This window comes from Streptomyces odontomachicola (genome assembly GCF_039605595.1).
In the GTDB taxonomy this organism is placed as follows: domain Bacteria; phylum Actinomycetota; class Actinomycetes; order Streptomycetales; family Streptomycetaceae; genus Streptomyces.
In genome coordinates this window covers 109,767-133,828 of sequence record NZ_JBCFOK010000020.1, presented here as the reverse complement: position 1 = coordinate 133,828, position 24,062 = coordinate 109,767, and the positions used below count along the sequence as shown (strand labels likewise).

At 70.4% G+C, this 24,062-nt stretch carries 28 protein-coding genes; 8 read left to right on the top strand and 20 right to left on the bottom strand.

Annotation, left to right across the window (positions count from 1 at the left end):
• Positions 1–78: 78 nt before the first annotated feature.
• The 14 genes from ABEE00_RS30865 to ABEE00_RS30800 form a co-directional block, all read right to left on the bottom strand.
• Positions 79–1,551: a tyrosine-type recombinase/integrase gene (locus ABEE00_RS30865; protein WP_345749040.1), complete on the bottom strand. Its 1,473-nt coding sequence runs from the start codon at positions 1,549–1,551 to the stop codon at positions 79–81.
• Complete coding sequence (locus tag ABEE00_RS30860) at positions 1,548–1,751, bottom strand: helix-turn-helix transcriptional regulator (RefSeq protein WP_345749039.1); 204 nt, start codon at positions 1,749–1,751, stop codon at positions 1,548–1,550. Before ABEE00_RS30860 ends, ABEE00_RS30865 begins: the two co-directional genes overlap by 4 nt.
• Positions 1,752–1,765: 14 nt before the next feature.
• Positions 1,766–3,367: a DNA primase family protein gene (locus ABEE00_RS30855; RefSeq protein WP_345749038.1), complete on the bottom strand. Its 1,602-nt coding sequence runs from the start codon at positions 3,365–3,367 to the stop codon at positions 1,766–1,768.
• A complete protein-coding gene (locus ABEE00_RS30850) occupies positions 3,364–3,873 on the bottom strand; it encodes a hypothetical protein (RefSeq protein WP_345749037.1) in 510 nt (169 codons plus the stop codon). The genes ABEE00_RS30855 and ABEE00_RS30850 overlap by 4 nt, the downstream gene beginning before the upstream one ends.
• Positions 3,874–3,962: 89 nt before the next feature.
• On the bottom strand, positions 3,963–4,343 hold the full coding sequence (locus ABEE00_RS30845) for a MazG-like family protein (protein WP_345749036.1): 381 nt from the start codon (positions 4,341–4,343) through the stop codon (positions 3,963–3,965).
• Between the two features lie 2 nt (positions 4,344–4,345).
• A complete protein-coding gene (locus ABEE00_RS30840; RefSeq protein ID WP_345749035.1) occupies positions 4,346–4,972 on the bottom strand; it encodes a hypothetical protein in 627 nt (208 codons plus the stop codon).
• Between the two features lie 17 nt (positions 4,973–4,989).
• The gene (locus tag ABEE00_RS30835) at positions 4,990–5,184 is read right to left on the bottom strand and encodes a hypothetical protein (protein ID WP_345749034.1); all 195 of its coding nucleotides are present in this window, start codon (positions 5,182–5,184) and stop codon (positions 4,990–4,992) included.
• Positions 5,181–5,486, bottom strand: coding sequence for a hypothetical protein (locus ABEE00_RS30830; RefSeq protein ID WP_345749033.1), 306 nt, complete (start codon positions 5,484–5,486; stop codon positions 5,181–5,183). Before ABEE00_RS30830 ends, ABEE00_RS30835 begins: the two co-directional genes overlap by 4 nt.
• A gap of 139 nt (positions 5,487–5,625) precedes the next feature.
• Entirely contained in the window at positions 5,626–7,914 is a 2,289-nt protein-coding gene (locus ABEE00_RS30825) for a cell division protein FtsK (protein ID WP_345749032.1), read from the bottom strand.
• A gap of 90 nt (positions 7,915–8,004) precedes the next feature.
• A complete protein-coding gene (locus ABEE00_RS30820) occupies positions 8,005–8,340 on the bottom strand; it encodes a hypothetical protein (protein WP_345749031.1) in 336 nt (111 codons plus the stop codon).
• The gene (locus ABEE00_RS30815; RefSeq protein ID WP_345749030.1) at positions 8,337–9,419 is read right to left on the bottom strand and encodes a conjugal transfer protein; all 1,083 of its coding nucleotides are present in this window, start codon (positions 9,417–9,419) and stop codon (positions 8,337–8,339) included. The genes ABEE00_RS30820 and ABEE00_RS30815 overlap by 4 nt, the downstream gene beginning before the upstream one ends.
• The gene (locus tag ABEE00_RS30810; RefSeq protein WP_345749029.1) at positions 9,416–9,607 is read right to left on the bottom strand and encodes a hypothetical protein; all 192 of its coding nucleotides are present in this window, start codon (positions 9,605–9,607) and stop codon (positions 9,416–9,418) included. The genes ABEE00_RS30815 and ABEE00_RS30810 overlap by 4 nt, the downstream gene beginning before the upstream one ends.
• Complete coding sequence (locus tag ABEE00_RS30805) at positions 9,604–9,870, bottom strand: hypothetical protein (protein WP_345749028.1); 267 nt, start codon at positions 9,868–9,870, stop codon at positions 9,604–9,606. Before ABEE00_RS30805 ends, ABEE00_RS30810 begins: the two co-directional genes overlap by 4 nt.
• A gap of 121 nt (positions 9,871–9,991) precedes the next feature.
• Positions 9,992–10,165: a pRL2-8 gene (locus ABEE00_RS30800; protein WP_345749027.1), complete on the bottom strand. Its 174-nt coding sequence runs from the start codon at positions 10,163–10,165 to the stop codon at positions 9,992–9,994.
• A gap of 538 nt (positions 10,166–10,703) precedes the next feature.
• Between ABEE00_RS30800 and ABEE00_RS30795 the strand changes: the two genes are divergently transcribed.
• Together ABEE00_RS30795 and ABEE00_RS30790 are read left to right on the top strand one after the other, a co-directional pair.
• Positions 10,704–11,456, top strand: a complete 753-nt coding sequence (locus tag ABEE00_RS30795) for a helix-turn-helix domain-containing protein (protein ID WP_345749026.1) — start codon at positions 10,704–10,706, stop codon at positions 11,454–11,456.
• 8 nt (positions 11,457–11,464) lie between these two features.
• Positions 11,465–11,932: an NUDIX hydrolase gene (locus tag ABEE00_RS30790; protein WP_345749025.1), complete on the top strand. Its 468-nt coding sequence runs from the start codon at positions 11,465–11,467 to the stop codon at positions 11,930–11,932.
• Here the strand turns inward: ABEE00_RS30790 and ABEE00_RS30785 are convergent.
• Together ABEE00_RS30785 and ABEE00_RS30780 are read right to left on the bottom strand one after the other, a co-directional pair.
• Positions 11,920–12,486 carry an HD domain-containing protein gene (locus ABEE00_RS30785; protein WP_345749024.1) on the bottom strand — a complete coding sequence of 189 codons (567 nt, stop codon included), beginning with the start codon at positions 12,484–12,486 and terminating at the stop codon, positions 11,920–11,922. The genes ABEE00_RS30790 and ABEE00_RS30785 overlap by 13 nt on opposite strands.
• Positions 12,486–12,977: a GntR family transcriptional regulator gene (locus ABEE00_RS30780; protein ID WP_345749023.1), complete on the bottom strand. Its 492-nt coding sequence runs from the start codon at positions 12,975–12,977 to the stop codon at positions 12,486–12,488. The genes ABEE00_RS30785 and ABEE00_RS30780 overlap by 1 nt, the downstream gene beginning before the upstream one ends.
• Before the next feature lie 277 nt (positions 12,978–13,254).
• Between ABEE00_RS30780 and ABEE00_RS30775 the strand changes: the two genes are divergently transcribed.
• Entirely contained in the window at positions 13,255–15,123 is a 1,869-nt protein-coding gene (locus ABEE00_RS30775) for a DNA/RNA helicase domain-containing protein (protein ID WP_345749022.1), read from the top strand.
• A 15-nt stretch (positions 15,124–15,138) separates the two neighbouring features.
• Here the strand turns inward: ABEE00_RS30775 and ABEE00_RS30770 are convergent, their stop codons facing one another.
• The 4 genes from ABEE00_RS30770 to ABEE00_RS30755 form a co-directional block, all read right to left on the bottom strand.
• Entirely contained in the window at positions 15,139–16,671 is a 1,533-nt protein-coding gene (locus ABEE00_RS30770; protein WP_345749066.1) for an HNH endonuclease, read from the bottom strand.
• A gap of 90 nt (positions 16,672–16,761) precedes the next feature.
• Positions 16,762–17,784, bottom strand: a complete 1,023-nt coding sequence (locus tag ABEE00_RS30765; RefSeq protein WP_345749021.1) for a maleylpyruvate isomerase family mycothiol-dependent enzyme — start codon at positions 17,782–17,784, stop codon at positions 16,762–16,764.
• Entirely contained in the window at positions 17,781–18,419 is a 639-nt protein-coding gene (locus ABEE00_RS30760; protein WP_345749020.1) for a sigma-70 family RNA polymerase sigma factor, read from the bottom strand. The genes ABEE00_RS30765 and ABEE00_RS30760 overlap by 4 nt, the downstream gene beginning before the upstream one ends.
• Positions 18,420–18,610: 191 nt before the next feature.
• Complete coding sequence (locus tag ABEE00_RS30755) at positions 18,611–19,717, bottom strand: ferritin-like domain-containing protein (RefSeq protein WP_345749019.1); 1,107 nt, start codon at positions 19,715–19,717, stop codon at positions 18,611–18,613.
• A gap of 270 nt (positions 19,718–19,987) precedes the next feature.
• Here ABEE00_RS30755 and ABEE00_RS30750 point away from each other — a divergent pair, with 270 nt between their 5' ends.
• The 5 genes from ABEE00_RS30750 to ABEE00_RS30730 all read left to right on the top strand — a co-directional run bounded on the left by ABEE00_RS30750 (position 19,988) and on the right by ABEE00_RS30730 (position 23,853).
• Positions 19,988–20,944 carry an AurF N-oxygenase family protein gene (locus ABEE00_RS30750; RefSeq protein WP_345749018.1) on the top strand — a complete coding sequence of 319 codons (957 nt, stop codon included), beginning with the start codon at positions 19,988–19,990 and terminating at the stop codon, positions 20,942–20,944.
• 107 nt (positions 20,945–21,051) lie between these two features.
• Positions 21,052–21,876: a TetR/AcrR family transcriptional regulator gene (locus ABEE00_RS30745; RefSeq protein WP_345749017.1), complete on the top strand. Its 825-nt coding sequence runs from the start codon at positions 21,052–21,054 to the stop codon at positions 21,874–21,876.
• A gap of 33 nt (positions 21,877–21,909) precedes the next feature.
• Complete coding sequence (gene soxR / locus ABEE00_RS30740; protein WP_345749016.1) at positions 21,910–22,422, top strand: redox-sensitive transcriptional activator SoxR; 513 nt, start codon at positions 21,910–21,912, stop codon at positions 22,420–22,422.
• 21 nt (positions 22,423–22,443) lie between these two features.
• Positions 22,444–22,710, top strand: coding sequence for a hypothetical protein (locus ABEE00_RS30735; protein WP_345749015.1), 267 nt, complete (start codon positions 22,444–22,446; stop codon positions 22,708–22,710).
• 258 nt (positions 22,711–22,968) lie between these two features.
• Positions 22,969–23,853 carry a protein kinase domain-containing protein gene (locus ABEE00_RS30730; RefSeq protein ID WP_345749014.1) on the top strand — a complete coding sequence of 295 codons (885 nt, stop codon included), beginning with the start codon at positions 22,969–22,971 and terminating at the stop codon, positions 23,851–23,853.
• Positions 23,854–24,062: the final 209 nt, after the last annotated feature.

Below are 24,062 nucleotides of genomic sequence, written 5' to 3'. Positions count from 1 at the left end.
AGAGCTGGACTCAGTCCCACTGAGTCCAGCTCTTTGTCGTTGTCTGTCACTGATCGCGAGTGAGTGGCGAGTGGGGTTCTAGGCCGCTTCGCCGCCCGTCCATCCCATGGCGCGCTCGATCCTCGCGTTGTCCTCCTTCTCGCTGTCGTCGATGACGCCGGCGTACCGCCGGTGGATGACCTCAGGGGAGTTCCCCGCACGGCGGGCAACCTCTGCCACTGGCAGGCCGGCGCGGAGCCAGTCGGTGATGCAGGTGGCTCGGCCGTCGTAAGGCTTCTCCCCCAGCGGCGACTCAACCTTGTGCGGCGGGAAGGCGATTGGCCTGGCTTCCTTCCACACTCGCCAATAGGAACTGGAGCCGAGTAGCCCGCCCCGCTCGTTGTGGAACACCCTCCCGTCCGGCGCCGTGCCGAACTCGGCGAGATGCGCCCGGAGCATCGCTACGAGGACCGGCGGGATCGGCACCCGGCGGGTCTTCCCCTTCTCACGCGACTTGAGCCCTCGTCGGTCGTGACGCTCTCCGGAGTCCGTCCACGTCTTTCCGGCAACAGGGCGTGTCTCATGCAACGTCAGGACACCCCAGCCCTTATCCGGCAGTTCGCAGTCATCGCGCTTCAGCCCCACACCTTCGGCAGGACGCATGCCCGCATAGAGGATGCATCCGAAGAAGGCCACCAGTCGCCGGCCACGGTTCCGGTGCACGGAGCCGACGTAGGACGTCGCGACGAGGAACTGGCGCCCCTGCTCCGCGTTCATCAGCGTTCGCGGGTCAATCTCGTCTCCTCCCTGTGTCTTCGGACGCTGCATTCCGGCGAGCGGATTCGCATCCAAGTAGCCCTCCTGCACGGCGTACTCCATCGCGGTGTTGAAGCCACGCCGGCGGCGCTTGTAGGTGTCCGCAGCAGCAGGGGTGTTGTCCAGCTTGAAGGAGAGCCGGTAGTGGACGTCGCGAGCCACCTTGGACTCCATGAGAGCCGAGAGAGGCAGGGAGCGCTCCCCCAGCCATGCGCAGGCGGCCTGGAGATCTTCAGGCGGCTCCTCGTTCCTGTTGGCCGGGACAACCGCCCAACGCATAGCAGCACGTACTTCGGTGAGAGGCGGCGCTTTCCGCCCCTCTCCCATCATGGCCAGCGCGACAGTCGCGAGGCTGTCGGCGAGGCCTTCACGTGTTTTCGCTGCGGCAGTCCGCCACCGCGTCTCCATGTACTCGCGGGAAAAGTCCCACCAGTTCGGATCGGGGCGAGCATTCTTCTCCGCTTCGGCGGCTCTCAGCTCCGACGCTGGCAGTCCGGTGACGACATCGAACGCCTCACCACGTCCCATTGCCTGCCAGAGTTCGGAGCGGCGGCTCTCAGCGAGAGCCGCCGTGGAGAAGCTGGCCGACTTCACCTGTCCGGCAACCTTCCAGCGCACCTGATAAGGCGCCTTCTTGCTCCGTACCTTGTTCACCTTCCACACGCGAACATCGGTGGAGAGAGAAGCCTGAGAATCCGCTTCGGCGCGGGGGCGCCGGACTGCGTCGGCGCCCCCTTGCATCGTGCTGTGGTTCACGCAGCGTCCTCCATGGAGGAGATCCAACGGTCCATTTCCGAACGACGGACCCGGACGTCCCCATTGGGGAGCTTGATGGCCTTGGGGCCCTTTCGGAGCTGTCGCCACCGGTAGAAAGTGGACCGGGGCACGTCGAGTTCTTCGATGACCTGAGGAATGGTCAGGAGAGCGTCGCCGTGAGGCGCCTTGGCAAGCGGCATGCCACGTTCCTTTCTCAGCGGCAGTTGGGGCAGTGGGTGGTGCCGTACGGGCCGTAGCGGACGGTCGGGGTCTGGCAGCCCACGCAGGGGCCGACGTTGGGCCCGCTGATCCCGCCCGGAGGCGCCTGACTCTGTTCGGGCTGCATTGCGTTGAGTCGTGACTCATCGCGACTCAGAGGCGATTCCGGGGCGTTGAGTCGCGATGAGTCACGACTCGGAGCACTGTGGGCCGAACTCTTCAGCGCGATCCCGTTGTAGGTCGCCACCTGCTGTCCATCGGCGCCCCGGGGGCGGGTGCGGTGCATCTGCGGGACGACGGACTGAAGGTTGCGGCCGAACATCTGCTTCGTGCCGACCGCGCGCACGCCGTTGTCCTCGGCCCACTGCTTCCAGACGGCCCACAGTTCATCCACCGGCACCGAGGCCGTCGGCCCGGTCTCGCAGCATTCGCGGACGAACGCAGAGGTCGGACTCGCGGTGTCCTGCATCGTGGTGATGGCCTCGCGGGAGGAAGCCGGTTCAGTGATGTGCCCGGTCTCCTCCAGGCGCGCGAGCCCTTCCAGGGCCCAGTTGAGAATGCCGGGCATCTCGGCGGCGAGCTTGTTGGTCAGCTCGGTGTCCTCCTTGCCGAGCCAGGAGACCGTCATGTTCAGCGCGATGAAGCGGCGAGCGATGACGCCGGAGGAGTCGCCGAAGTTCGGCAGCTCGTTGGACAGCAGCATCAACCGGGTCGGCAGCTTGCCCGTCCACGGGTCGCGGAACTTGCGGTCGATGTCGATGGTGTCCTCGCCCGAGATGGTCAGCAGCCGCTCCACGATCTGGCCCTCTCCCTTGCCCGCCAGGCGGGCGTCGGAGATGACCGCGAGGGACTTGCCCAGCAGGGAGGAGAGCCCGAAGTTCGTGCCGAGACCGGCCAGGGTGGGGCCGGCGAGGTTGCCCTTGCCGACCAGCTCTTTGAGAACGCGGGCGATGGTGCCCTTCCCGGACCGGGTGGGGCCGACGACGAGCAGGATCTTCTGCTGGTCGGTGCGGCCGGAGAGCACGTAGCCGAACCACTCCTGCAACGCGCGGATGCTGTCCGGGTCCTCGGGCCAGATCTGGGACAGGAAGCGTTCCCAGGTCGGCGCGCGGGCGCCCTCGTCGTAGGCGAAGGGGACGGAGACGAGGTTGAAGAACTCCGGGCTGAGCGGCAGCAGTTCCCTGTCCCGGATGCGGAGAATGCCGTTCGCGCATGCCACCAGCGGCCCGTCGTCCCGCTCCTCGTCGCCGATCCACGAGGGCGGGTCGCTCTCGGTGGGCAGCAGCGTGAGCGCGGTCAGGGCGTCCAGCAGGTTGGAGATCTTCGTCTTGGTCGGCGCCCAGGGGCGGGTTTCCTCGTTGCCGTCGTTGTCGGTGCCGGCCACGTAGACGGCGTGCTCCAGCCGCTTGTACAGCTCGGCACGCACGACCTGTTCGTCGCGCTCGGCCCAGTGGGATTCGGCCCAGCCCATCCACGAACCGCGCCAACGGCGGTGGATGAGCTGCCCGTCCTGCTCCCAGTCCGGCAGCAGGTGGCGGGCGACAGCCATGGGGTTGGACGGGGCCGGAAGCTCCTCGTCCTTGGCGATGCTGGTCATGCGGCAGCCCTCCGAGCCTCAGCGGCGGTGGGGGTGGGCAGGTCGATCTGCTGTCCGTTCAGGCAGTGCCGCCACAGACCGGGCCGACCGGGCACCCGCACCGGCCACCCCGGCGTCGCGGCCACCGGGCGCGGGGCCTGAGCGCGGCGGCGCTGAGCGAACTCGTCTCGCGTCGGCGCCTCGGCCAGCCGCCGGCCGTGGCGGGCGGCGTGCCGGTCCGCCTCGGCGGTGACCTCTCGGAACCAGGCGTCCGGGTCGGCATCGGCGAGCGCGTCGAGCCGCTGCTGTTCGAGCATCTGGCGGCGCCAGGCCTCGGCGGCCGTAAGGACAGCCACGGACTTCAGCGGATGTCCGGCCGGCAGCGCCAGCCACTCAGGCGAGCCGTACACCGGGGCGGCGGTGTTCTCGGGGGCTCCGTCGAGCAGGTCGGTGACCCTCGCCTCCGCCCACAGGGCGGTGGCGTCACCCGCGCGAAGGACTGCCGCGGGGAGAAGCGAAGCGGGCATACTGGATGCCTCCTGTTGGTCTAAGGGCGGATGGGAGACCGGAGGCGGCGGGCTGTCTTGGTTGGGAGTGCCGCCGCCTCCGGGCGTATCTAGGTGTTCAGCTCCTCCGAGTGGTGCTCGGAGTGGAGGATGCGGGCGAGCCGTTCGGCGCGGTGTTGGATGACTTCGGCGAGGAACCGGGGCGGGTCCGGAGTGAAGTGGTGCAGCGCCACTAGCGCGGTGATGACCACGTCGCACAGTTCGGTGGCTACCTGCTCGGGCCCGTTGGTGGTGCCCTTGCGGGGGTTCTGGCCGCGCCATCCGAGGTAGGCCTGAGCGACTTCGCCGCTCTCTTCGCTGAGCTTGAGCAGGAGCATGGCGGTTTGGTGGGCGTCGGTGCCGTTGTGCTTGTCCAGCCAGCCGGCGAGGGTGCCGATGTGGTGCCACAGCGTTTCGTCCCGGTCGACGGCCGGTGCGAGGTTCGTAGTCATGGTCAGTTCTCCTTCACGATGGTGGGGAGTTGGGGCAGTCCGGCGCCGGTGAGGGCGGTCGGGTCGTAGCCGGGCAGTGCGGCGCGTGCGGTGAGTGCTTCGGCCAGCGCGCCGGCGTAGACGGCGTGTTCGCGGGCCACGTCGACCTGGACCTGTGCGGTGGTGATCTGCGCCTGGGCGCGGATGGCTTCGACCCGTTCCACGTGGGCGTGCTCGTCGCGCCGCTCGGTGGTGTGCCGCGCGTGCGCGGCCTGTTCGCGGCGATCGGTGCGCCAGTGCCGGGCGGCCAGCACGTAGGCGAGCACGGTGGCCACGGCCCACAGCAGCAGCGGCAGGGACAGCCCGTCGGAGTAGCCGGCCACCCCGGCGAACGCGAGAGTCCCGGCGGTGCCGAACGCGGCGGACGCGGCGAGGCTGTCGCCCCCGTTCAGGCCGGAGGAGGCGAACGCGCCGGCGGCAGCGGAGCCGAGGGCGAGTGCGCCCATCAACACGGCGTTGCCGAGGGAGTGTTCGGCGCCGTTGGCGTTCCATATCCGCGCCAGGATCAGCACGGTGGACGTGGCCAGGGCCGGGAGCGCTTTGGGTGCGGCGGCGGCCAGCCAGTGCCGCGCGGTCAGGTCGGGGTGCATGTGCGTCTCCTTCCGGGTCAGTTGCCGATGTCGCCGACGGCGCCGCCGATGGCGGTCATGAACTGGTTGATGGAGCCGGCGGCGTCGGTGGAGGCGAGGTAGAAGCCGAAGAGCGCGACGAGGACGGCGGCGCCGAGGCCGACGGCGCGGAACTTCAGCAGTCCGGCGACGATGAGCGCGAAGACGAGCACGAGCGGCAGGGTGATGGTCATGCGGCGGTGCCCTTCTGCGAGGCGGCGGGCTGGGTGCCCTTGCGGTGGATGCGCCGGGCGGTGTTCCACCAGTGCCGGCCGACGCGGATGCGGATGCGGTCGCCGTGGCAGCGGCGGCAGGTGGGGCCGGGCTTGGGCCGTCCCTTGCGGTCGGTCTTGACCCGTCCGCGCCAGTCGGTGCGGAAGGTGAAGCCGTACCCCCGGCACTTGCGGCAGTTGCCGAACGGCGAGACCGCACACAGCGCGACATAACACAGGGTGACGAAGAGGAGTCCGGGTATAGCGAGGCCGAGAGAGGTCATCGGGGCGCCTTTCGGGGCGGTTTCGGGGTTTGCCCAGGTCAGTCGCTATCCGCTAGCGACCAGGTCACGGCGGATGTTGGTTGCTAGCGAGGTCGCTACCGGTAGCGAGGCTCGTCGCTACCGGTAGCGCCCTTTCGGGTCAGTCAGCGGACCGCTTCTTGTTGCGCTCCGTAATCGCGGCCTGGACGGCGGCGCGCTCAATGCCGCGCTTGTTGGCCTGGATTCCGTCCACGCGCTTGCTGACCTGTCCGGTCTTGATGCCGAACGGCTTGAGCGCGGTGCCGAGTTGGTCGGCCTTCGCGCGGCCCTCCAGCTCGGCCCAGGCGCCGTAGGCCTCGGGGTTGTGCTCGGCGAGGCGGTCGACGATGGTCTCGGACCACACCTTGGCCTCGGTCTTGCCCTTGCCGAGCACGGCCGCGACGTCGTCCAGCAGCGCATCCGCCGCCGCGGTGGCCGGGGCCTCGCCGGCGGCGTCGCCGGTGAGCGTGCCGGCCTCCTCGCGCAGCTTGTTGGCGCGGGTGAGGATGCGGTCCGCGTCCCGGCCATCGGCCAGGTAGGTGCGGACGATGCCCGCGTCATCGGACATGCCCTTGAGGATGCCGACGCCCTTGTGGGACTTGAGCAGCTTGGAGGCGTCCAGCCCCTCCCCGTACGAACCGGCCCCCAGCACGGCCTCGGAGACCTGGTAGGCGCCGACGCGCAGGGAGAACCGGCCCTGGTGCTGGTCGCGCAGCTCGGACGGGCACGCCTTGTCGTCCGGCTTCTGCGTGGCCACCATCACCGACACCCCGACCGCCGGGGCAACCCGCACCAGGTAGACGAGCAGGTCAAGGATGGTCTTCCCGTGGACGGGGTGGGTCAGGTACTCCTGCACCTCATCCACCACGACCAGCGTGAGCGGCATGTTCAGCTTCTTGTCCCGGGAGATCTCCGGGGTGAGCTTGCCCTCCGGGCAGATGTGCAGCGGCAGTTCGGACAGCCGGTGGTAGCGGTCCTCCACGTCCTCCCGCAGCTCCTGCAGCGAGGCGAGGAAGTGTTCGACCGGGTCCACGCCCTTCTTCGGGACGATGCCGAACCCGACCCGGTGGGCGACCTTGGAGAACTTCCGCCAGTCCGGCGACGCCTTCCCGTCGAAGACGACCAGCCGCACGAACGGATCCAGGGCGGCGGCCAGCGCGATGGTGCGGGCGGAGAACGTCTTGCCCTGCCGGGGGACAGCGCCGACCAGCAGCGACGTCCACAGCATGGAGACGTTGACCGGGGTGCCGCGCTCGTCCACGCCCCACGGGAAGGGCTTCCAGAAGTCCACCCGCGTCGCCCCCAGCAGCGGGGTCGGCCCGGCCGGCACGGCGAGCGGGTCGCGGTCGGCGATCCACATCACGATCCGCCGGGCGCTGGTCTCGTCCTTGTCCAGGAACAACTGGGTACGGGCGACGTCGATACCCGACGCCAGCGACTCGTGCCGCTTCTGCGCATCGGCGAAGGACTTGCCGTGCGGCAGGTCGACCACCACCCGCCAGCCCTCCCCGTCCCGGCCGATCGGGCGCGGGAAGGTGATGCCCTGATCCTTGGTCGTCAGCCCGGCCGCCGCGAACGCCCGGGTGACGATGTCCGAGGACAGCTTGCGCTGCCGGAACGTCACCTTCGCCGGGTCGATCAGCGGCCGGTCGGCCGGCGCCCCGGCGAACCCGCACGCCGACGTCATCGCGGCAATGACCAGGGTGAGCATCCAGGTCGGGGCGAGCACATACAGCGTGAGCGCCACCGTGAGGCCGACGATGCCCGACAGGGCCGCCACCAGGGTGCGCAGCTTCACCCGGGCGTCGCGCTGCCGGGAGAGCTTCAGGTACTCCGCCGCGTCCTCGTCGCGCACGGCCGCCGCCCGCAGCGGCTTGCCCTCCGCATCCGAGACCCAGCGGCCGGCGGCCGTCGACCAGCGCCACAGCCCACGCGGCGAGTACGCCAGCACCTTGGGCGTGTAGACGGTCGGCAGGCGCACCGCGTGGTATCCGGTGGTGGCGCCGTAGTGGCGCACCGCCCAATTCCACACCGCCCGACGCTCCATCGGGGTGCGCAGCCACTGCGGCAGCACCGGAAGCCGGGCCTTGTCCTTAGCCTCCATCCAGTCCTGCAACGACGTCGGGTAGGCGGCGCGGACCTGGTCGACCGGGTCGCCCTCCTCCACCTCCTCCTCATCGCCCGACTCATCGTCAGGAAGGTCGGCCTCCCACTCACCCGGCGCCACACCCGACCGGTCGGGTACCTCGGTCGAGCGGGTGTCGGCCGGAGCGTCGGGCGTACTGTCGGGTGCCTCGGTCGGGTCGGTGTCAGGCGTCGGCTTGTGCAGCGGAACGACGTTGTCCGCGACCTCGTCGACCACGTCCGCGTCGAGCACGTCGCTCTGGTGGTGCATCTGGATCTCAGTCACGATGGCTGTGCCTCCAAAGTGCATTGTTGCGAGGTCACCCGGGGCCCGGCCGCGTGCTTGGCGGTTCGGGCCGGGCCCCGGGGGTGAGCGCTACAGGTCGAACAGCCCGCCCTGGTCCGGTGCAGGCTCGGCGCGGGCCGCCTTGCGGGCCGCGCGGGTAGCCGCGCCGTGGCAGCCCTCGCACCACGCCCGCAGCCCACTCGGCGGCAGCTCGGCCGCCGCGCGCGGACTCAGAGTCGGGTCGACCGGAGCCGCGAGGAGTCGGGCAGGGCCGTGGTGCTTGTCGGCGTACTGGTCGTGCACCCGCTCGCACCGGCCCTCGCCCTTGCTGTGCTTGGAGCCGCACGCCCCGGCGCACTGGCAGCGGTAGCCCGCGGCGTCCATGACGGCGCGCCACTGGTCGGCGAAGACGATCGGCTCACTCATGCCGCCACCTCCAGGTGCCGGCCGCCGCTCGCGGAGTCCTCGGTGACGAGCTGGGCGAATGCGTCGTCCAGTTCGTCGGTCAGGTGCCGCTGCTCGGCCCGGGCGCCCTCGGCGCGCTCGGCGCGCTCGGCGCGGAGGGCGTCGCGCAGCTCCCGGGAACGTCCCTGGCCGCAGCCGAGTGCGGTGCGGATCGGTTCGGCCTTCAGCTCCTCGTCGGACCAACGGGCCGTGGCCTGCCGGGCCTTGACCAGCTGCTCGTCGTACGACAGCCGCGCCGGAGCCTTGCTGCCCTTGGACGGGGCGGCCGTCTTCGGCTTCGCCGTACGCGGTGCGGGCTTCGCGGCCGCTGCGGGCTTGGACTCGGTGGCCGGCTCCGGGGTGGCGGGCGGCAGGGCCGGACGCTCCTCCTCGGCCGCCGGGAGTTCCTTCGGTGTCGGCAGGCCGGTGGTGAACATGTCCCGCAGCGCGGCGTCCGCGCCGCTGGTGACCCGCTCCCGCTGGACATCCAGCAGTCGCTCCCCGAGGGCCGCGTCTCCGGCGCCTGCCTTGCGGGCCAGCCACCAGGAGCGGCGCACGCTCCACTTACGCCCCCACTTGGAGGGATGCGCAGCGGCCCGGGCCCGGTGGTAGGCGAGTTCGCGCACGATGGTGGCGGCGCGGGCCTCGGCTTCGGCGTCGTGGCCGTCGGTGTGCACCACGATCCGCCGGGCCAGGAACGCCATGCCCTCGGCGGAGACGGTCATGCCCATCGGGGTGACGGCGTAGATGACGGCCTGTCCGCCGCCGACGGCGGCCGTGGTGGCCATTGCGGAGGCGGCGGCGGGCAGCGCCCACAGCCCCATGCGGATCACCCACGGCGAGGACTGCCCGAGCACGGTCAGACCGAGCAACACCAGCGCGAGGACGGCTGTTGCGCCCTCGCCGGCGGCCACCGCACCGAGCGCGGTGCCCTCGCCGTACTTCGCGGAGATGTTGCTGTAGGTGCCGATACCGCCGGCCACGCCGGTGGCCAGCATCGGCGCGAACGCCAGGGCCAGCACCGTGCACTGCACCTTGCTCAGAGACTGCTTGGTGCTCATCGCTGCTGCCTCCTGTTCCGACGGGAGTGCAGAGTCCAGCCGGCGCACTGCACGAAGCAGCCCGTGGCGACCACGTAGTTCAGTTCATCGATGCCGGTCACCCACCGGGTGATGACGGCCGCGATGGTGACCAGCGCGCCGGTCAGGATGAGGAAGAGGGGGAAGCCGGAAGGCGAGTTGGCGTTCATGCCGCCACCTCCGGGTATGTGGCGCGCTGCCGGGCCCGGAAGGGCACGACGTTGCTGCGCGGGGAGGCGGCGAACGCCTCGGCGACGACGCGGGCGGCGCGGTCGAACAGCTCCGGGTCCTCGTCGAGGAGGTCGCGGCCGGCATCCAGCCGGGCGGCGGTCTCCTCGTCGGTCTCGTCGTCCTCGCCCAGGTAGAGGTCCAGGGCGAGTTCGAGGGCTTCGTCGTCGGTGACGATGTGCTGGTCGCCGATGTAGTGGCGCATGGTTGTGCTCTCCTGCTCTGTCGTGAAGGGCGGATGAGGTGGCCGGGCGGCGGGCCGTCTCTGGTTGGGAGTGCCGCCGCCCGGGCCGGGGCTTACAGGGAGGTGGAGCGCCGGAAGGCGCTCACCACCAACGGGACTTCTTCGGCACGACCCTTGGGCAGCCGTTGATCATGTGGTCCACGCAGGCCGGGCAGTCCTCACGGGGCTTGAGCCGGGCGTGCACCTTGCGGTTGTGCGCGTGCTCCCAGCACTGCGGGCATTCACCGGGCGGCGTCTCGCCGGGCGTGTACTTCATAACCGGGCTCCTGCGGTGTCGAGTTGGGCGGATGGGGGACCAGGGCGGCGGGCTGTCTCTGGTTGGGAGTGCCGCTGTCCTGGCGGGCCGGCGTGTTCCGGCTCCCCTCGCCCCGCCCGTACGTCCGAAGCCGGACGGGCGGAGGAGGCAACCGGCCGCAACGTTGGGACGTTGCGGAAGGGCTGAAGTGCGCGAACCTCTGTCGCGCTGACCGCCTTATCGGAGGAGGCGGCAGCCTCATCACGCTGTTGAGTTGTCAAAGGTCACGCGCTCCGACGAACTGCGGTCTGACGCCCCGTGAGGGGAGCCCGCCGGGCCGTTCTCCATGCGATACATGGTGAACATGTATCGCATCTTGCCGAGTCCGGGTCGTGCCGTCAACCCCCGTCGGGGGCGTGGCTTGAATCCGGTCTCGCTGTGGAGTGGTTACAGACTCCCGGCCCGAAGCGAGACAAGTGACCGCGCAGGTGGACGCCTTGAGGACGTCTCACGTACCGTCAAAGTCGTCCCAAGACGTCCCTGACCGGGGGAGGACGGCATGGCGAACGAAAGACTCCGTGGCGCGATCGGAGAGCTAGGACTGACGCTGGAACAGGTGGCTGAACACCTGGAGGTGTCGACGAAGACCGTCGAACGCTGGATCACGACTGGCCGGATCCCGTATCAGCGCCACCGCCTCGCGACGGCCTCCTTGCTGAAGCGCGACATCTCTTACCTCTGGCCCTCGGAGCAAGTGGCGACCGAGGTGACGGAGACCAGCAACGCCGAAGTCGTCAGGGTCTACCCCTATCGAGCTGCCGTGCCGCCGAACCTGTGGCACAAGCTGTACGCGACGGCCACCGAGCAGTTCGACGTGCTCGTGTACAGCGGCTTCTGGCTGACCGAGGATCCGGCGTTCCTGCGCATCGTCAAGGAGAAGGCTGCCGCTGGCGTCCCCGTACGCTTCATGCTGGGCGAGCCGGACAGTGAGCAGGTAGCACAGCGCGGACGCGACGAAGGGATTGGCGCATCCATGGGTGCCAAGATTCGAAACGCGCTGGTGAACTACCGCCCCCTTTTCCGCCTTCCCGGGGTCGAATTTCGCGTTCACTCAACGACGCTGTACAACTCGATCTACCGGTCAGACAATGAGCTCCTCGTGAACCCGCACGTCTACGGAGTGGGCGCCTCCAAAGCACCCTTGATGCACCTTCAGCGCGTGCCAGGCGGGGAGCTCGCCGATACCTACTTCGAGAGCATCGAGCGAGTATGGGAAGAATCTCGCCCGATTTCATCTCCGACTGATTGCTGAGGCAGAAAATGCGCGTGGACTATTTCCGCGACCCCAACGCCCCAAAGGCAAACAGTGTTGTTCCATCTGTTACAGCGGTAGTCCGGAACAACCAAGGGGACCTACTGCTCATCCACAAGACAGACAATGACCTCTGGGCACTGCCCGGCGGCGGTCATGACGTCGGCGAGAGCGTCAGCGAAACCGTTGTTCGCGAAGTCCAGGAGGAGACCGGCATCAAGGTTTCCGTGAAAAGGGTGACCGGCCTGTACACGGACCCCCAACACGTCATGGCTTACGACGATGGGGAAGTGAGGCAGCAGTTCAGTATCTGCTTTGCCGCCGAACCGGTCAGCGGAGAACTCCGCACTAGCAGCGAGTCCAAAGAGGTCCGATGGGTTTCCCCATCGGACCTCGATGCCCTCAATATCCACCCCTCAATGCGCCTGCGCATTGACCACGGGATGGAGGAACGCGAAGAGCCTTACATCGGCTGAGGGTCTGCTCCTGCGACTTGCAGGCGCTCACCCACCCTGTCGGCGGCGGCATGGATTTCAGGCGCTGCGCGCTGGATGAACCGCCCCACGACTGTATCTGCGCCGTATCGCCCCGTGATCTCGTCAATCCGGTCCCGGGTTGTCGTGTGGCCACCGTCCGGGGTCGTGGTCATATCGCAGACCACGAGCGCGTCAACGAGGTCGGGGCGTTCAAGCTCGAATTCAGCCTCCAGTTCCTGCCGGAGACCTCGCTCCTCAGCTTCGAGGAGAGCGAAGGAGTGGTGCGCCACCAGCCGCACAACGCGTTCGTCAGCGTTCTCCTGGTCTCGGAGGAATCGAGCGCCATCAAGGGGGTGGAACCCCGTCGTGGCAATCGACGGCGAGTAGCCGACGTCATGCAAAATCGCAGCAGCCTCCATGAGGTCAGCATCATCCCCCAGGATCGGCCGGAGGTCTCGCGCTCGGCCGGCCACCCCGAGCGAGTGCGCCCAGCGGCGCGGCAGCGGCTCGGAGAGCATCGACTCAGACAGCGAGTACGCCCACGTGGTGAGCATCAGGCCCCTTTCCCCTCGGCGGCCCCCTCCGGGGCCTGCACGAACCGTCCTCTTCCGTGAACAGCTCGCAGGACGCCTCGCCCTTCAAGCTGTGCGAGAGCCTGCCTCACCGCCCCACGCGATACTCCCAGCCGTGCGGAAAGTTTCGACTCGGATGGGAACAGGTCCCCCGGGCCCAGGCCGTCGGCGCTGATGACGTCCTGCACCCGCTCTACGAGCGGCTGCACCGTGATGTGTGCGCCTCCGCGATACAGCCACCCCTTGCCGGGCACCGAAACCACGATGCCCTCCTCTGCCAGGCTCCTGAGCGCACGCCGCACTGTCGTTCGCGATACGCCGTGGCGGCGCATCAGCTCTGCCTCTGAGGGCAATGCGCTCTCTTCGCTCGCCGCCTGAAGGTCGGTCCGAAGCGCGTCCGCGACCACCAAGTACGTCCCGCGTGGGCTGACCACCGCTCTCCTCTCGCCGCATCCAGACTTCCAGGTTGTCACGTCAGCGCTCCGGCATGAACGCGTCCCGCCCCGCCTCACGGGCGCTCCGCGAGTGAGCGACGAGTGAGACTCATCTACCGACTCGACATGACCAGAGTTTTTGCAGGTCAGGCCCTGTTCTGCCACCTGATGAACCATGCCCTCCGGAGCCGTGTGCGCAGGTTCGAATCCTGCCGGGGGTACAGACAGCTTCTGTACGTGAGTGAAGGCCTGTGACCTTGTGGTCGCAGGCCTTTTCGCTTGGGTGGGGTTCTTGTCGTTGGTATAGATCGTGCGCATGCATGTGTTCGCGGGGACGGTCGGGGAGGCGTCGGCGCGGGTCGGTGAGCGCAGCTTCCTCGAGGAGTGTGCGGCGCGGTATCTCGCCGAGCAGGGGCGGGAGCCGGGCGGCGCGGAGGTGCGCAGCTGGGAGCGCAGTTGGCCGCGATTGGTGGATGCGCTCTGTGACGCGGGGCTGCGGGATCTGCACCTGCTGCTCGAGTACGAGCTGCCCGGCACGAGCCAGCGCGTCGACGCTCTGCTGCTGGGGAGCACCGAGCGGGACACCGGTCTCGTCGCGGTCGCCGTCGAGTTGAAGCAGTGGACCCATGCCGCGCCGCACCCCAGCGTGCCGGGCAAACTCAGGGTGGCCGAGCGGGAAGTGCTGCACCCGGCGCGCCAAGTGGGCTGCTACGTCAACTACTTGCGCGACTGGGTCCCGGAGTCGGTCGGCCTGGAGGTCCGGGGGCTCGCCTTTCTGCACGACGCGTCCGCGGATCTGGTGGACGGGCTGCGGAGGCATGTGCGGGGCGGGCCCAGTGCGCAGTACCCGCTGCTGGGCGCCCGGGACGTGCCGCCGGACGGGGCGCCACAGGAGCTTGCGGCCCACTTCCAGTGCCAGGATCTGCAAGGGGCCGACGCCTCTCGCATACGTGCCTTTCTCGAGGCCCGGCACCGGCCTTCGGCCTCGTTGCTGGCGCGGGCCGCCGCCGACGTGTCACGGCGTTTCCCCCTCATCGACGAGCAGGACTCCGCGCGTCAGGAGATCCACCGGGCGATCCGGCAGTCGCGGGGCGAGGGGCCCGGGCACATCGTCGCGGTGACCGGCGGCCCGGGGACCGGGAAGACGGCCATCGCCTGCCGGGTGTTCGGGGAGCTGTGCGAGCAGCCGGGCGCCAACCCGCGGCTGCTCTCCCCGTCCGGCACGCTCACGCAGCAGCTCTCGCGCTCCATAGGCGAGTCGGCGAAGGGCCTGGTCAGCACCGTGACGACGAGGGTTCCCTCCGGCATGGACCGGGGAAGCAGCGTCGTACTGCTGGATGAGGCCCACCGGGCCAGGACCTATCCGTACCAGCGCCGGGGAAGGTATCCGGATCTCTTCGGCCGGCTGCTCCGGCAGTGCGCCGTGCTCGTGCTGTTCCTCGACGAGCGCCAGGTGGTGCGGCCCTCCGAGGGCACCAGCCTCGGGGAGCTGCGGGAGATGGCCGGCGAGCGGAACTGCACGTTCGCCCACGTGGATCTGCGGGCTCAGTTCCGGTGCAGCGGCTCCCGTGCCTATCTCGACTGGGTGGACGCCTTGCTGTCCCCGGACGCGCGGCCGCGGTCCTGGCGGGGCTCCGACTACGACCTGGACGTGGCCGGCGACCCGCTCGAACTCGAGCGGTGGGTGAACGCGCATGTGGCCGCGGGGAACACGGCACGCGTCACGGCCGGTTTCTGCTGGCCGTGGCAATCCGACCCGACGCCGCCGCTGCTCCCCGAAGTCTCCATTTCCTGGGAGGACGGCGGGGGCCGACGCCTGTGGGAGCGACCGTGGAATTCGCGGGCCTCCGCGGAGCTCGCCGGTGACGGAGTGCCGGGGAGGGCGTACTGGGCGACCGACGACGGCGGTCAGCAGCAGGTCGGCTGTGTCTACACCGCCCAGGGGATGGAGTACGACTACGGGGCCGTCATTCTGGGCGAGGACCTCACATGGACCCCGGACGGCTGGAGAGCGCGGCCGGAGAAGAGCCACGATCCCGAACTCCGCCATCTCGACGAGCATCGCTATCTGCCCTACGCACTGAACGTCTACCGGGTGCTGATGACGCGTGGCGCCCGCGGCACTCGTCTGTACTCCACGGACGCCGCCACCCAGCGATTCCTCAAGGAGCTGACGGGTGCGTGAGTGGCGGTGCGGGAGTCACGCCTCGTCGTGGATTCCGCACAGGCTCCGGTGATATCGGACGTACCGCTCATCGATGAGGTGCCCTTCCTCCCGGAGCAGCGGCCCGAGGCACTTGCCGTCCCTTGTCCTGCACACATTCCCGTCTTCGTCGATGTAGATGGCGAAGTCGTCGAACTGCACATGGTGGTTGGGACACAGGCACAGCAGGTTCGTCAGAGAGTCGGGGCCGCAATGGGGCTGCCCAAGGCCCTGTATATGCGCTGCCTCGCTGTAATACCCGTAGCGCCTCTCGAGGCGGGTCCCGCAGACCTGGCACCGGTGCCCGTACAGACGCTTGACCTCTTCGGCCAGCTTCGCATCCCTGTCGGGGCGCGTGCTGCGCCCTTCTCGTCGCGCTGCCGGGGACCCGTCTGCGCCCGTTCCGCCGGCCTCCCCGTCCGGCAGGCCGCTGGCGCTCGCATATCCGGAGAGGCCGACGCGCTCCAGAAGGGCTTCCTGGTCGATGCCTCCGAGATAGGAACGCAGCACGCCGATGGCCTCGGCTCGGATGAGAGGCTTACGCAGCAGGCCCGCCGCTCCCCTTTCCAGGCCGGCTTTCGCCCCGGCACGGCGCAGATCCTCGGGATACGGGGCGGGCTCGCCGGCGGAGTTGATCCCCTTGGCCTCCCATACCGCGTGCCCGGCCAAGTGCGAGAAGACGTGCTCGGGTGTCGCCAGGTCGGTCGAGGGGCCGAAGTCACGAAGTATCGGGCCGACTTCCCCCTGGAAGGTTTCCCAGGGGGCGAGACGCGGCTCTCCCGCCATCTGCCGGCCGATCGCCCACATCAGCGCGAGCGCGTGCTGCGGGCCGGGGCCTTCTCCCTCTCGGGGACCGAGGTCTTCCAGCGCGCGGAGGAGTTCGTCGCGCTTCCTGATCGCCGTGGCGGCACGCACATCGGCGGTGCGGGACGATTCCTGAACCGGCCCCTCGTGCTCGCCGGTGAGCAGGTGCAGTGCGCGACTCCGGGCCGGCGCCGGCACCAGCGTGAGGCTGCGAAGCGGGTACCGCGCCGACACCTCCTTCAGCACGGGCTCTGCGGGCACCTCGAATTCCACGACGTCGCCCAGGGCGATGATGTGCTCCCAGGTGGCTGCGGTGTCCGCCTCCACTCCCCATACCGCCTCCGCCAGTGCGGGGCTGTGGAACAAGCCCAGGATCCGGGCCTTCGCGATGAACTTCCACTTCGCATAGAACAGGACCTCGTCGCCGGGCTTCCGGTCCCGGAGAGCGATGGCCTTGTCGTCTCCGGACCGCTTCGCGGGCGTGGCACCCCACAACCGCGCCACTCCGTCCGGGAAGAGCCGGTGGAATTCCGCCGCGTGCTCACCGAGCGCCTTTTCGTACTCCGAGAGCCGGATGCCGTTGCGCACCGAGTGCCGGAAGTTCTCAGGGCCGCGCTGCTTGGCGCCGCCGCGGGGCTGCAGCAGCCACTGCACCTCGTCGGCGTCCGAACGTACGGAATTGCCAGCGGCGTTGGCCGCGGCGGCGACATCGCGCTCACTCACCATGCTGTCCACGGCCACAAGACTAGGGACGCCCTCTGACAACGCCCCGGAGCGGGAGAAAGCCAGCCGCGCCCCGCCTCCCGGAAGGCCACCTCACGGCCCCGAAAACACCCCCGCCGCCCCCAACGCCGCCTCCGCCAGCCCGGCGTCACCGGTGACCGTCCTGGGGATCTCCCCCGCGCCCAGGCGTCCCCCCGTCAAGAGGCAGAAGTCGACCGTGTCCAAGGTCAGTTCGGCGGTGGTGGTGCCCGGGCCCACCTGCCATGTGCCGCCGCCCTCTCCTGTCAGGTGGAGGGTCAGGGCGCGGGAGTCCAGGGGGGTGCCCGTCAGGAGCAGGGCCTTGGGGAGGAGGCGGGCTCCCAGGTCGGACATGGCGTGGAGGGTCTCGGGGGAAGGGGGCGGGAGGGTGCGGGATGTGGTGAGGGCTATGTCGCGGGTGTGGATCCATGTCTCGAAGGCGCGGCCCACCGCGTGGTCGGCGACGGGGAGGGGGAAGCCGGCGGCCAGTTCGGCGGGGCGGGACGGGTCGCCCCGGCTCAGGGATTCGCGGAGGGACGCGGCGGCCTCGTACCAGGTGGCGTGCACGGTCTCGTACGGATGGCGGGCCGCCCAGGACGTGTAGGCGGCCGTGCGCTCGGGGACCGTGTCGCCGCTCGGGGCGCCGGCGAGCTGCTCGGCCAGGAGGCTGTCGGTCGCGGCGAGGTGGGAGACGAGCTGGGCGGCCGTCCAGCCCTCGACCACGACGGAACGCCAGTCGGCGGGGGCGAGTTCGCGCAGCACCGCGTCGAGGGTGGCGAGCTGGGCCGCGTACGGGCGTACGTGCGCCGGGAGTCCGCGCGGGGTGGGCGTACGGGCGGCGAAGGCGGCGGTCGTGGTGCGCTCGTACAGCTCGGGCGGGGGCGGCAGCGGTTCTGAGCCGGCCAGTCCCGGCAGCGCGGCGCGCAGGGTGTGTGCGTCGGACGCGCAGTGCTCGCAGTGCCGCAGGTGTGCTTCCACGAGGGCCGCCTCCTCCGGGGAGCAGGCGTTCAGCAGCCAGGCTCCCAGGAGGGGTTCGGCCAAGGGGTGCCCGTCGGATGCGGCGCCGGACGGACCCGGCGTACCGGACGTGGGCCTCATGGCGCGGCTCCCTCCTCCTCGGCGAGCGCTGCGGCGAGGGCGCGCAGCGCGGCCCGCAGGCGGGTCTTGGCCGTGCCCTCGGGGATGCCGAGCTCGGTGGCGACCTGCCGGTAGGTACGGCCTCCGTAGTAGGCGAGCAGCAGCGGGCGGCGCAAGGTGTCCGGGAGCTGGGCCGCCGCGGCGCGTACCCGGTGTGCGCGCAGCGCGTCGGCCGCCGCGTCCGCCGTCTCGTCGCCGTGGTGCGGTGCGCTCTGCGGGACGGTGAGGGCGCGGCGCTTCTCCTCGCGGCGGATCCAGTCGACGGCGCGGTGGTGCGCGAGCACCGAGAGCCAGGTGCGCAGCGTGCCGCGGGACGGGTCGAAGGCGAAGGGGCGCTCCCACAGGAAGGAGAAGACCTCCTGGGTGACGTCCTCGGCGGCGGCGCGGTCCCGGGTGAGGCGGGCTGCCACTCCGTGCACCAGCGGGGCGTAGCACTCGTACACCTCGCGGAAGGTCTCCTCGTCGGCGGCCAGCAGGCGGGCCTGCAGCGCGGTCTGGTCCTCCCGCTCCTCCCCCGCGGCGACGGGCCGCGGGTGCGGGGCGGCGGGCCGTACCGCCGGTTCGCCCTGCGGCCGCCCCTCGCGGGCGGCGGCCATGCGGGAAGTATCGCGCGGAGTGTGGAGTTCCGGGCCGCGCCGTCGAGGGCGCCCTGAGGAGCGGCCTGAGTACGCGACCGGAGTACGCACCCTGAGTACCGGCCTGAGTACGCGGAACGAGGCGCCCGGCGACGCACGCGGCGCACCCCCGGCCCGGCCCTCGGCTCAGCCCTCCGGCCCTCCACAGGACCTCAGCTCTCCGCTCCCTCCCGGATCGCCTCCTGCACCTCCTCGGTGCGCTCGGCCTCCTCCGCCGCGAAGCGCTCCGCGTCCAGCTTCTCGGCGACCTCCTCGTCCTGGGCCATGAGCTGGTCGAGGTTCTGGTCGCCCATCTCGAAGACGCCCATGTCGACGTACGCGCGCTGGAGGCGCTCGCCCCACAGGCCGATGTCGCGCACGCACGGGACGATCCGGCTGAACAGCAGCTTGCGGAAGAGCTGGAGGTATTCGGACTGCTCGCTGAACTCCTCGGCCTCCGCCTTCGGGATCCCGAAGTTCTCCAGCACCTCGGTGCCCTTGAGGCGGTCCCGCATCAGGTAGCAGCCCTCGATCACGAATTCCTCGCGCTCGCGCAGCTCCGCGTCGCTCAACTGCCGGTAGTAGTCGCGCAGCGCCATCCGGCCGAAGGCCACGTGGCGGGCCTCGTCCTGCATCACGTACGCGAGGATCTGTTTGGGCAGCGGCTTGTCGGTGGTGTCGCGGATCATGCCGAAGGCGGCGAGCGCCAGGCCCTCGATGAGCACCTGCATGCCCAGGTACGGCATGTCCCAGCGGGAGTCGCGGAGGGTGTCGCCCAGCAGGGCCTGGAGGTTGTCGTTGACCGGGTACAGCATCCCGATCTTCTCGTGCAGGAAGCGGCCGTAGATCTCCGCGTGCCGCGCCTCGTCCATGGTCTGGGTCGCCGAGTAGAACTTCGCGTCCAGGTCGGGCACCGACTCCACGATCCGCGCGGCGCACACCATCGCGCCCTGCTCGCCGTGCAGGAACTGGCTGAACTGCCAGGACGCGTAGTGCTTCCGCAGCTCACCGCGCTCGTGCCCGCTCATCCTGTCCCAGTACCGCGTCCCGTACAGGGTGTTGGCCTCGTCCGGGGTGCCGAGGGGGTCGTGCGGATCGACCTCCAGGTCCCAGTCGATGCGCTTCCGGCCGTCCCACTGCTTGTCCTTGCCCTTCTGGTACAGGGCGAGGAGGCGGTCCCTGCCGTCGTCGTAGTCCCAGGAGAAGCGGGCGGCGCCGGTCGCGGGCACCTGCCAGTGCGGCTCGTGCGGAGGATCGGTGTAGAGGCCGTGCGAGGACATGTCGCCTCCTGACTGCCGGGGCAGCGTGGCGGCCAACCTCCTTGCGGGGAAGGCCGGTTGGCAGATTCATCGGCAGGCTCACACGCCTGTTGCGCAAGGGTCAACAAGTCATGCGCGAGGGATTGACGCACTTGCTGACGCGCAGTCTCATAAGACGGAGCGGAAGCTGTGACCGCTGGTAACAAGGCCGCTGGTGACGACGCCGCGGCGTCAAGCGGCGTCCCCGTACGCCGGTTTCGCACTGGGACCCCGAAGAAGAGGTGCCGTCGCATGACCATCGCCCACCCCGCCTCCGCGGCGGGCACAGCCGAAGAAGAGGTGCTCAGGGACGCGCTCGGGCAGCTCAAGGACCGCGAAAAGGTCGCCGAACGCCTCCTCGCGTCCTCGAAGAAGCACTCCTACGACCCGGACACCGAGCTCGACTGGGACAGCCCCTTCGAAGAGGGCAAGTGGTTCTGGCCGCCTGAGCTGGTCTCGCTCTACGACACCCCGCTCTGGCACCGGATGTCCGAGGAGCAGCGGATCGACCTCTCCCGGCACGAGGCGGCCTCGCTGGCCTCGCTGGGCATCTGGTTCGAGGTCATCCTCATGCAGCTGCTCGTGCGGCACATCTACGACAAGCCGCTGACCAGCAATCATGTGCGCTACGCACTGACCGAGATCGCGGACGAGTGCCGGCACTCGATGATGTTCGCGCGGCTCATCTCCAAGGGCGGGGCGCCCGCGTACCCGGTCTCGAAGGTCAACCACAACCTCGCGCGGCTGCTCAAGACGGTGTCCACGACGCCGGGTTCTTTCACCGCGACGCTGCTCGGCGAGGAGATCCTGGACTGGATGCAGCGCCTCACCTTCCCCGACGAGCGGGTGCAGCCGCTGGTGCGCGGGGTGACCCGCATCCACGTGGTGGAGGAGGCGCGGCACGTCAGGTACGCGCGCGAGGAGCTGCGCCGGCAGATGGTCAACTGCCCGCGCTGGGAGGCCGAGTTCACCCGCATCAGCTCGGGCGAGGCGGCCAGGGTCTTCTCGATCGCCTTCATCAACCCGCAGGTGTACGAGAACGTCGGGCTGAACAAGAAGGAGGCCCAGGCCCAGGTCAGGGCCAGCGCGCACCGCAGGGAGATCATGCAGACCGGAGCGAAGCGGCTGACCGACTTCCTCGACGAGGTCGGCGTGCTGCGCGGCGTGGGCCGCAAGCTGTGGGAGAGCTCGGGACTGCTGGCCAAGTAGGCCCGGGCAGGCACGGACAGGCCAACCCCGCGGCTCCGCTGGCGTGATCACGACGGCCGCCGCCCCTGCCCGGGGTGCGCCGGCGGCATGCCGGATACGCTGCGGACATGAGCTCCAGCGGCACTGCCCCCGCGTACCGCAGGCTGACCGTCGACCAGCGGCGCACCCAGTTGATCGGCACCGCGCTCGGCCTCTTCGCGCACCACCCGCCGGAGGCGGTGACGCTGGACGGCGTCGCGGCGGCCGCCGGGGTGTCCAGGCCCCTGGTGTACCGCTACTTCCCGGGCGGCAAGCAGCAGTTGTACGAGGCGGCGCTGCGCAGTGCGGCCGACGAGCTGGAGCAGTGCTTCGCCGAACCGCAGCACGGGCCGCTCACCCGGCGGCTCGGCCGCGCCCTGGACCGCTACCTCGGCTTCGTGGACGGGCACGACGCCGGGTTCATGGCGCTGCTCCAGGGCGGCAGCGTGGTGGAGACCTCCCGTACGAGCGCCATCGTGGACGAGGTGCGCAGGGCCGCGGCCGAGCAGATCTACCTGCACCTGGACGCCGGGAACCCGGGGCGGCTGCTCCGCATGGCCGTGCGCACCTGGATCACCGCGGTGGAGGCCGCCTCGCTGATCTGGCTGGACGACGGGAAGCGGCCGCCCGGCGGGGAGTTGCGCGACTGGCTGGTCGACCACTTCGTCGCGCTGCTGACCGCGACGGCGGCCAGGGACGAGGAGGCCGCGGCCGTCGCACAGCGCGCACTCGCCATGGAGCGCCCCGGCGGCCCGGTCAGCGATCTCGTACAACGGGTCCTGCCGGTGGTGGCGGACGCGGGCCACCTCTTCGCGGAGGAAGCGGAGGACGCGTACGAGGCTGAGAGCGCGGGCGAGGCGTACGAGGCGGAGGGCGCGGGCGAGGACTCCGAGGAAGCGGCGGACAACACCTGAAGTCCGCTTCAACGGCGCGCTAGCCTGGCCGCCATGACCACCACGCACCCCCATCTGAGCTGGAACGCCAAGGAGGCGACGGTCGGCGAGCTCGCCGAGCGCGCCGGGGTGGCCACCTCCGCGCTGCGGTTCTACGAGCGGGAAGGTCTCATCCACAGCCGCCGTACCTCGGGCAACCAGCGGCGGTACAGCAGGGACACCCTGCGCAGGGTCGCGTTCATCCGGGCCTCGCAGCGTCTGGGCATCCCGCTCTCCGCGATCCGCGACGCGCTGTCCCTGCTCCCCGAGGGCCGCACCCCCAACAAGGAGGACTGGGCGCGGGTCTCGGAGTGCTGGCGCGAGGACCTCAACCAGCGGATCAAGCTGCTCACCCAGCTCCGCGACCACCTCAGCGACTGCATCGGCTGCGGCTGCCTCTCGCTCGACAAGTGCGTGCTGGCCAACCCGCACGACCAGCTCGGCGAGGAGGGCCCGGGCGCGCGCAGGCTGGCCCAGCCCTGCTGCCCCTCGGCCGACGACCCCGCCGACGACGCGGGCCAGGGCTGAGCGGGACCGGGGGCTTCGCGCGTGCGCAGCGAGGAGACGCCGTTCGTGGGCGGCCCGTTGGACGGCCGGGTGCTGCCGGTGCTGGTGGGCCCCACCGGCAGGCCGCCGAAGCGGTACGAGGTCCCGGTGCCGCGCCCCGGGGGCCGCACCGTGCTCGTGTACCGGCTGGAGCCCGCCGCGGTCGGCCGCAGGCTCGCACTGCCGCGCGGCTGGCGCTATGTGTACGACCCCGAGGGCGGCCGGCGCGGCCGGCTCCGCGACCGGATCAGGGCGCGGCTCCCTTGGTGAGCCCGAGCGGCGAACCCCGGCGCGGCTCCCGTGGTGAGGGGTGCCGGGGCCCGGGGGCGCGCGAGGTCGTCCCGTACGCCCCGGGTGAGTCCCCCGTAGCGGCGTCCATCGGACATGCGCGGACTGTGCAACAGCCGCTGGAATGCGGCGTTCTGTCCGTCGGGGGTTGCGAAGAACTTCGTCAGTTCTTACGTGACCCCTGGCCAGGCCACCCCCCGGGGCCTCTAGGCTGCCCGGCGTGAGCACAGGGGAGGCGACGTGAGCGAAGGGGCGGCGACCGGCGGCATGACGCGCCTGGGCAGTACGGACCCCAAGCAGCTCGGTCCTTTCCGGCTGCTGGGGGTGCTCGGCGCCGGCCGGACGGGCACCGTCTACCTCGGCCGCGGCGCCCCGGCCCGCGGCGCGAAGAAGCAGCTCGCCGCCGTCCGCGCGCTGCGCCCCGAACTCCTCCGCGACCGGCAGGTGCGCGCCCGGCTCAGGCACCAGCTCCAGGCGGTCGCCGCCGGGGTGCGCAGCCCGTACGTAGCGGCCTCGTTCGGCTGCGAGCTGGACAGCGAACGCCCCTGGTCGGCGGCCGAGTTCGTGCCCGGCGCCTCGCTCGCCGCTCTAGTGGCGCGGCACGGCCCGCTGCCCGAGTCCGCCGTACGGGCACTGGGCGGCGCCCTCGCCCGCGCGCTGGGCGCCCTGCACGCGGCCCGCACCGCACACCGCGACCTGCGCCCCTCGAACGTCATGCTCTCCGCCGAGGCCGCGCGGGTCGTCGACTACGGGACAGGGCTTGGCCGCACCGACCTCGCGACCGCCGAGGAGGCGGGCCCTGCCGAGGACGTCTTCGACTACGCGGCGACGCTGACCTACGCGGCCTCGGGGCGCGCCCCCTTCCCCGGCAGCCTGCTGCCCACCGCGCGGGACGGCCCCGACCTGACCGGGGTGCCCGACGCGCTGTGCCCCGCGCTGCTCGCCTGCCTGCACAAGACGCCGGAGACCCGGCCGATGCCGGACCAGCTCGCGCGCTCCCTCGACCTGGAGGACACCGCGACGCGCGAGCCCGCGCAGTGGCTCCCCGAGGCGCACCTCCAGGGGGCCGAGGCCACCGCCGAGAGCGCCCGCGCGCTCACCGGCCGCCGCCTCTTCGGCCGCTGACGCCCCCTCAGCCCCTGCGGAATACGGGCTGCCCCTCACCCACTGTGGGGTACGGGGTGGGCCGCCCCGGTGAACGGCCGCCGACGCCCCGGGGTACGGGCACACCTATCGGGTGACGGTGCTGCGCAGACCGCCCAGTCGGCAGGCCGAACATCAGACCGCTCATGTCACGATCGCCGGACCGGCCGCCGAGGCCGGCGAGAGACCCC

Bases quoted from the DNA above. Each gene is read 5' to 3' on its own strand.
- ABEE00_RS30800 (WP_345749027.1), bottom strand. From the start codon at position 10,165: ATGAAGTACACGCCCGGCGAGACGCCGCCCGGTGAATGCCCGCAGTGC.
- ABEE00_RS30815 (WP_345749030.1), bottom strand. From the start codon at position 9,419: ATGAGCACCAAGCAGTCTCTGAGCAAGGTGCAGTGCACGGTGCTGGCC.
- ABEE00_RS30850 (WP_345749037.1), bottom strand. From the start codon at position 3,873: ATGCCCGCTTCGCTTCTCCCCGCGGCAGTCCTTCGCGCGGGTGACGCC.
- ABEE00_RS30845 (WP_345749036.1), bottom strand. From the start codon at position 4,343: ATGACTACGAACCTCGCACCGGCCGTCGACCGGGACGAAACGCTGTGG.
- ABEE00_RS30840 (WP_345749035.1), bottom strand. From the start codon at position 4,972: ATGCACCCCGACCTGACCGCGCGGCACTGGCTGGCCGCCGCCGCACCC.
- ABEE00_RS30805 (WP_345749028.1), bottom strand. From the start codon at position 9,870: ATGCGCCACTACATCGGCGACCAGCACATCGTCACCGACGACGAAGCC.
- ABEE00_RS30835 (WP_345749034.1), bottom strand. From the start codon at position 5,184: ATGACCATCACCCTGCCGCTCGTGCTCGTCTTCGCGCTCATCGTCGCC.
- ABEE00_RS30785 (WP_345749024.1), bottom strand. From the start codon at position 12,486: ATGCTCACCACGTGGGCGTACTCGCTGTCTGAGTCGATGCTCTCCGAG.
- ABEE00_RS30790 (WP_345749025.1), top strand. From the start codon at position 11,465: ATGCGCGTGGACTATTTCCGCGACCCCAACGCCCCAAAGGCAAACAGT.
- ABEE00_RS30745 (WP_345749017.1), top strand. From the start codon at position 21,052: ATGAGCTCCAGCGGCACTGCCCCCGCGTACCGCAGGCTGACCGTCGAC.
- ABEE00_RS30760 (WP_345749020.1), bottom strand. From the start codon at position 18,419: ATGGCCGCCGCCCGCGAGGGGCGGCCGCAGGGCGAACCGGCGGTACGG.
- ABEE00_RS30770 (WP_345749066.1), bottom strand. From the start codon at position 16,671: ATGGTGAGTGAGCGCGATGTCGCCGCCGCGGCCAACGCCGCTGGCAAT.
- ABEE00_RS30860 (WP_345749039.1), bottom strand. From the start codon at position 1,751: ATGCCGCTTGCCAAGGCGCCTCACGGCGACGCTCTCCTGACCATTCCT.
- ABEE00_RS30750 (WP_345749018.1), top strand. From the start codon at position 19,988: ATGACCATCGCCCACCCCGCCTCCGCGGCGGGCACAGCCGAAGAAGAG.
- ABEE00_RS30855 (WP_345749038.1), bottom strand. From the start codon at position 3,367: ATGACCAGCATCGCCAAGGACGAGGAGCTTCCGGCCCCGTCCAACCCC.
- ABEE00_RS30820 (WP_345749031.1), bottom strand. From the start codon at position 8,340: ATGAGTGAGCCGATCGTCTTCGCCGACCAGTGGCGCGCCGTCATGGAC.
- ABEE00_RS30775 (WP_345749022.1), top strand. From the start codon at position 13,255: ATGCATGTGTTCGCGGGGACGGTCGGGGAGGCGTCGGCGCGGGTCGGT.
- ABEE00_RS30810 (WP_345749029.1), bottom strand. From the start codon at position 9,607: ATGAACGCCAACTCGCCTTCCGGCTTCCCCCTCTTCCTCATCCTGACC.
- ABEE00_RS30830 (WP_345749033.1), bottom strand. From the start codon at position 5,486: ATGACCTCTCTCGGCCTCGCTATACCCGGACTCCTCTTCGTCACCCTG.
- soxR (WP_345749016.1), top strand. From the start codon at position 21,910: ATGACCACCACGCACCCCCATCTGAGCTGGAACGCCAAGGAGGCGACG.
- ABEE00_RS30755 (WP_345749019.1), bottom strand. From the start codon at position 19,717: ATGTCCTCGCACGGCCTCTACACCGATCCTCCGCACGAGCCGCACTGG.
- ABEE00_RS30765 (WP_345749021.1), bottom strand. From the start codon at position 17,784: ATGAGGCCCACGTCCGGTACGCCGGGTCCGTCCGGCGCCGCATCCGAC.
- ABEE00_RS30795 (WP_345749026.1), top strand. From the start codon at position 10,704: ATGGCGAACGAAAGACTCCGTGGCGCGATCGGAGAGCTAGGACTGACG.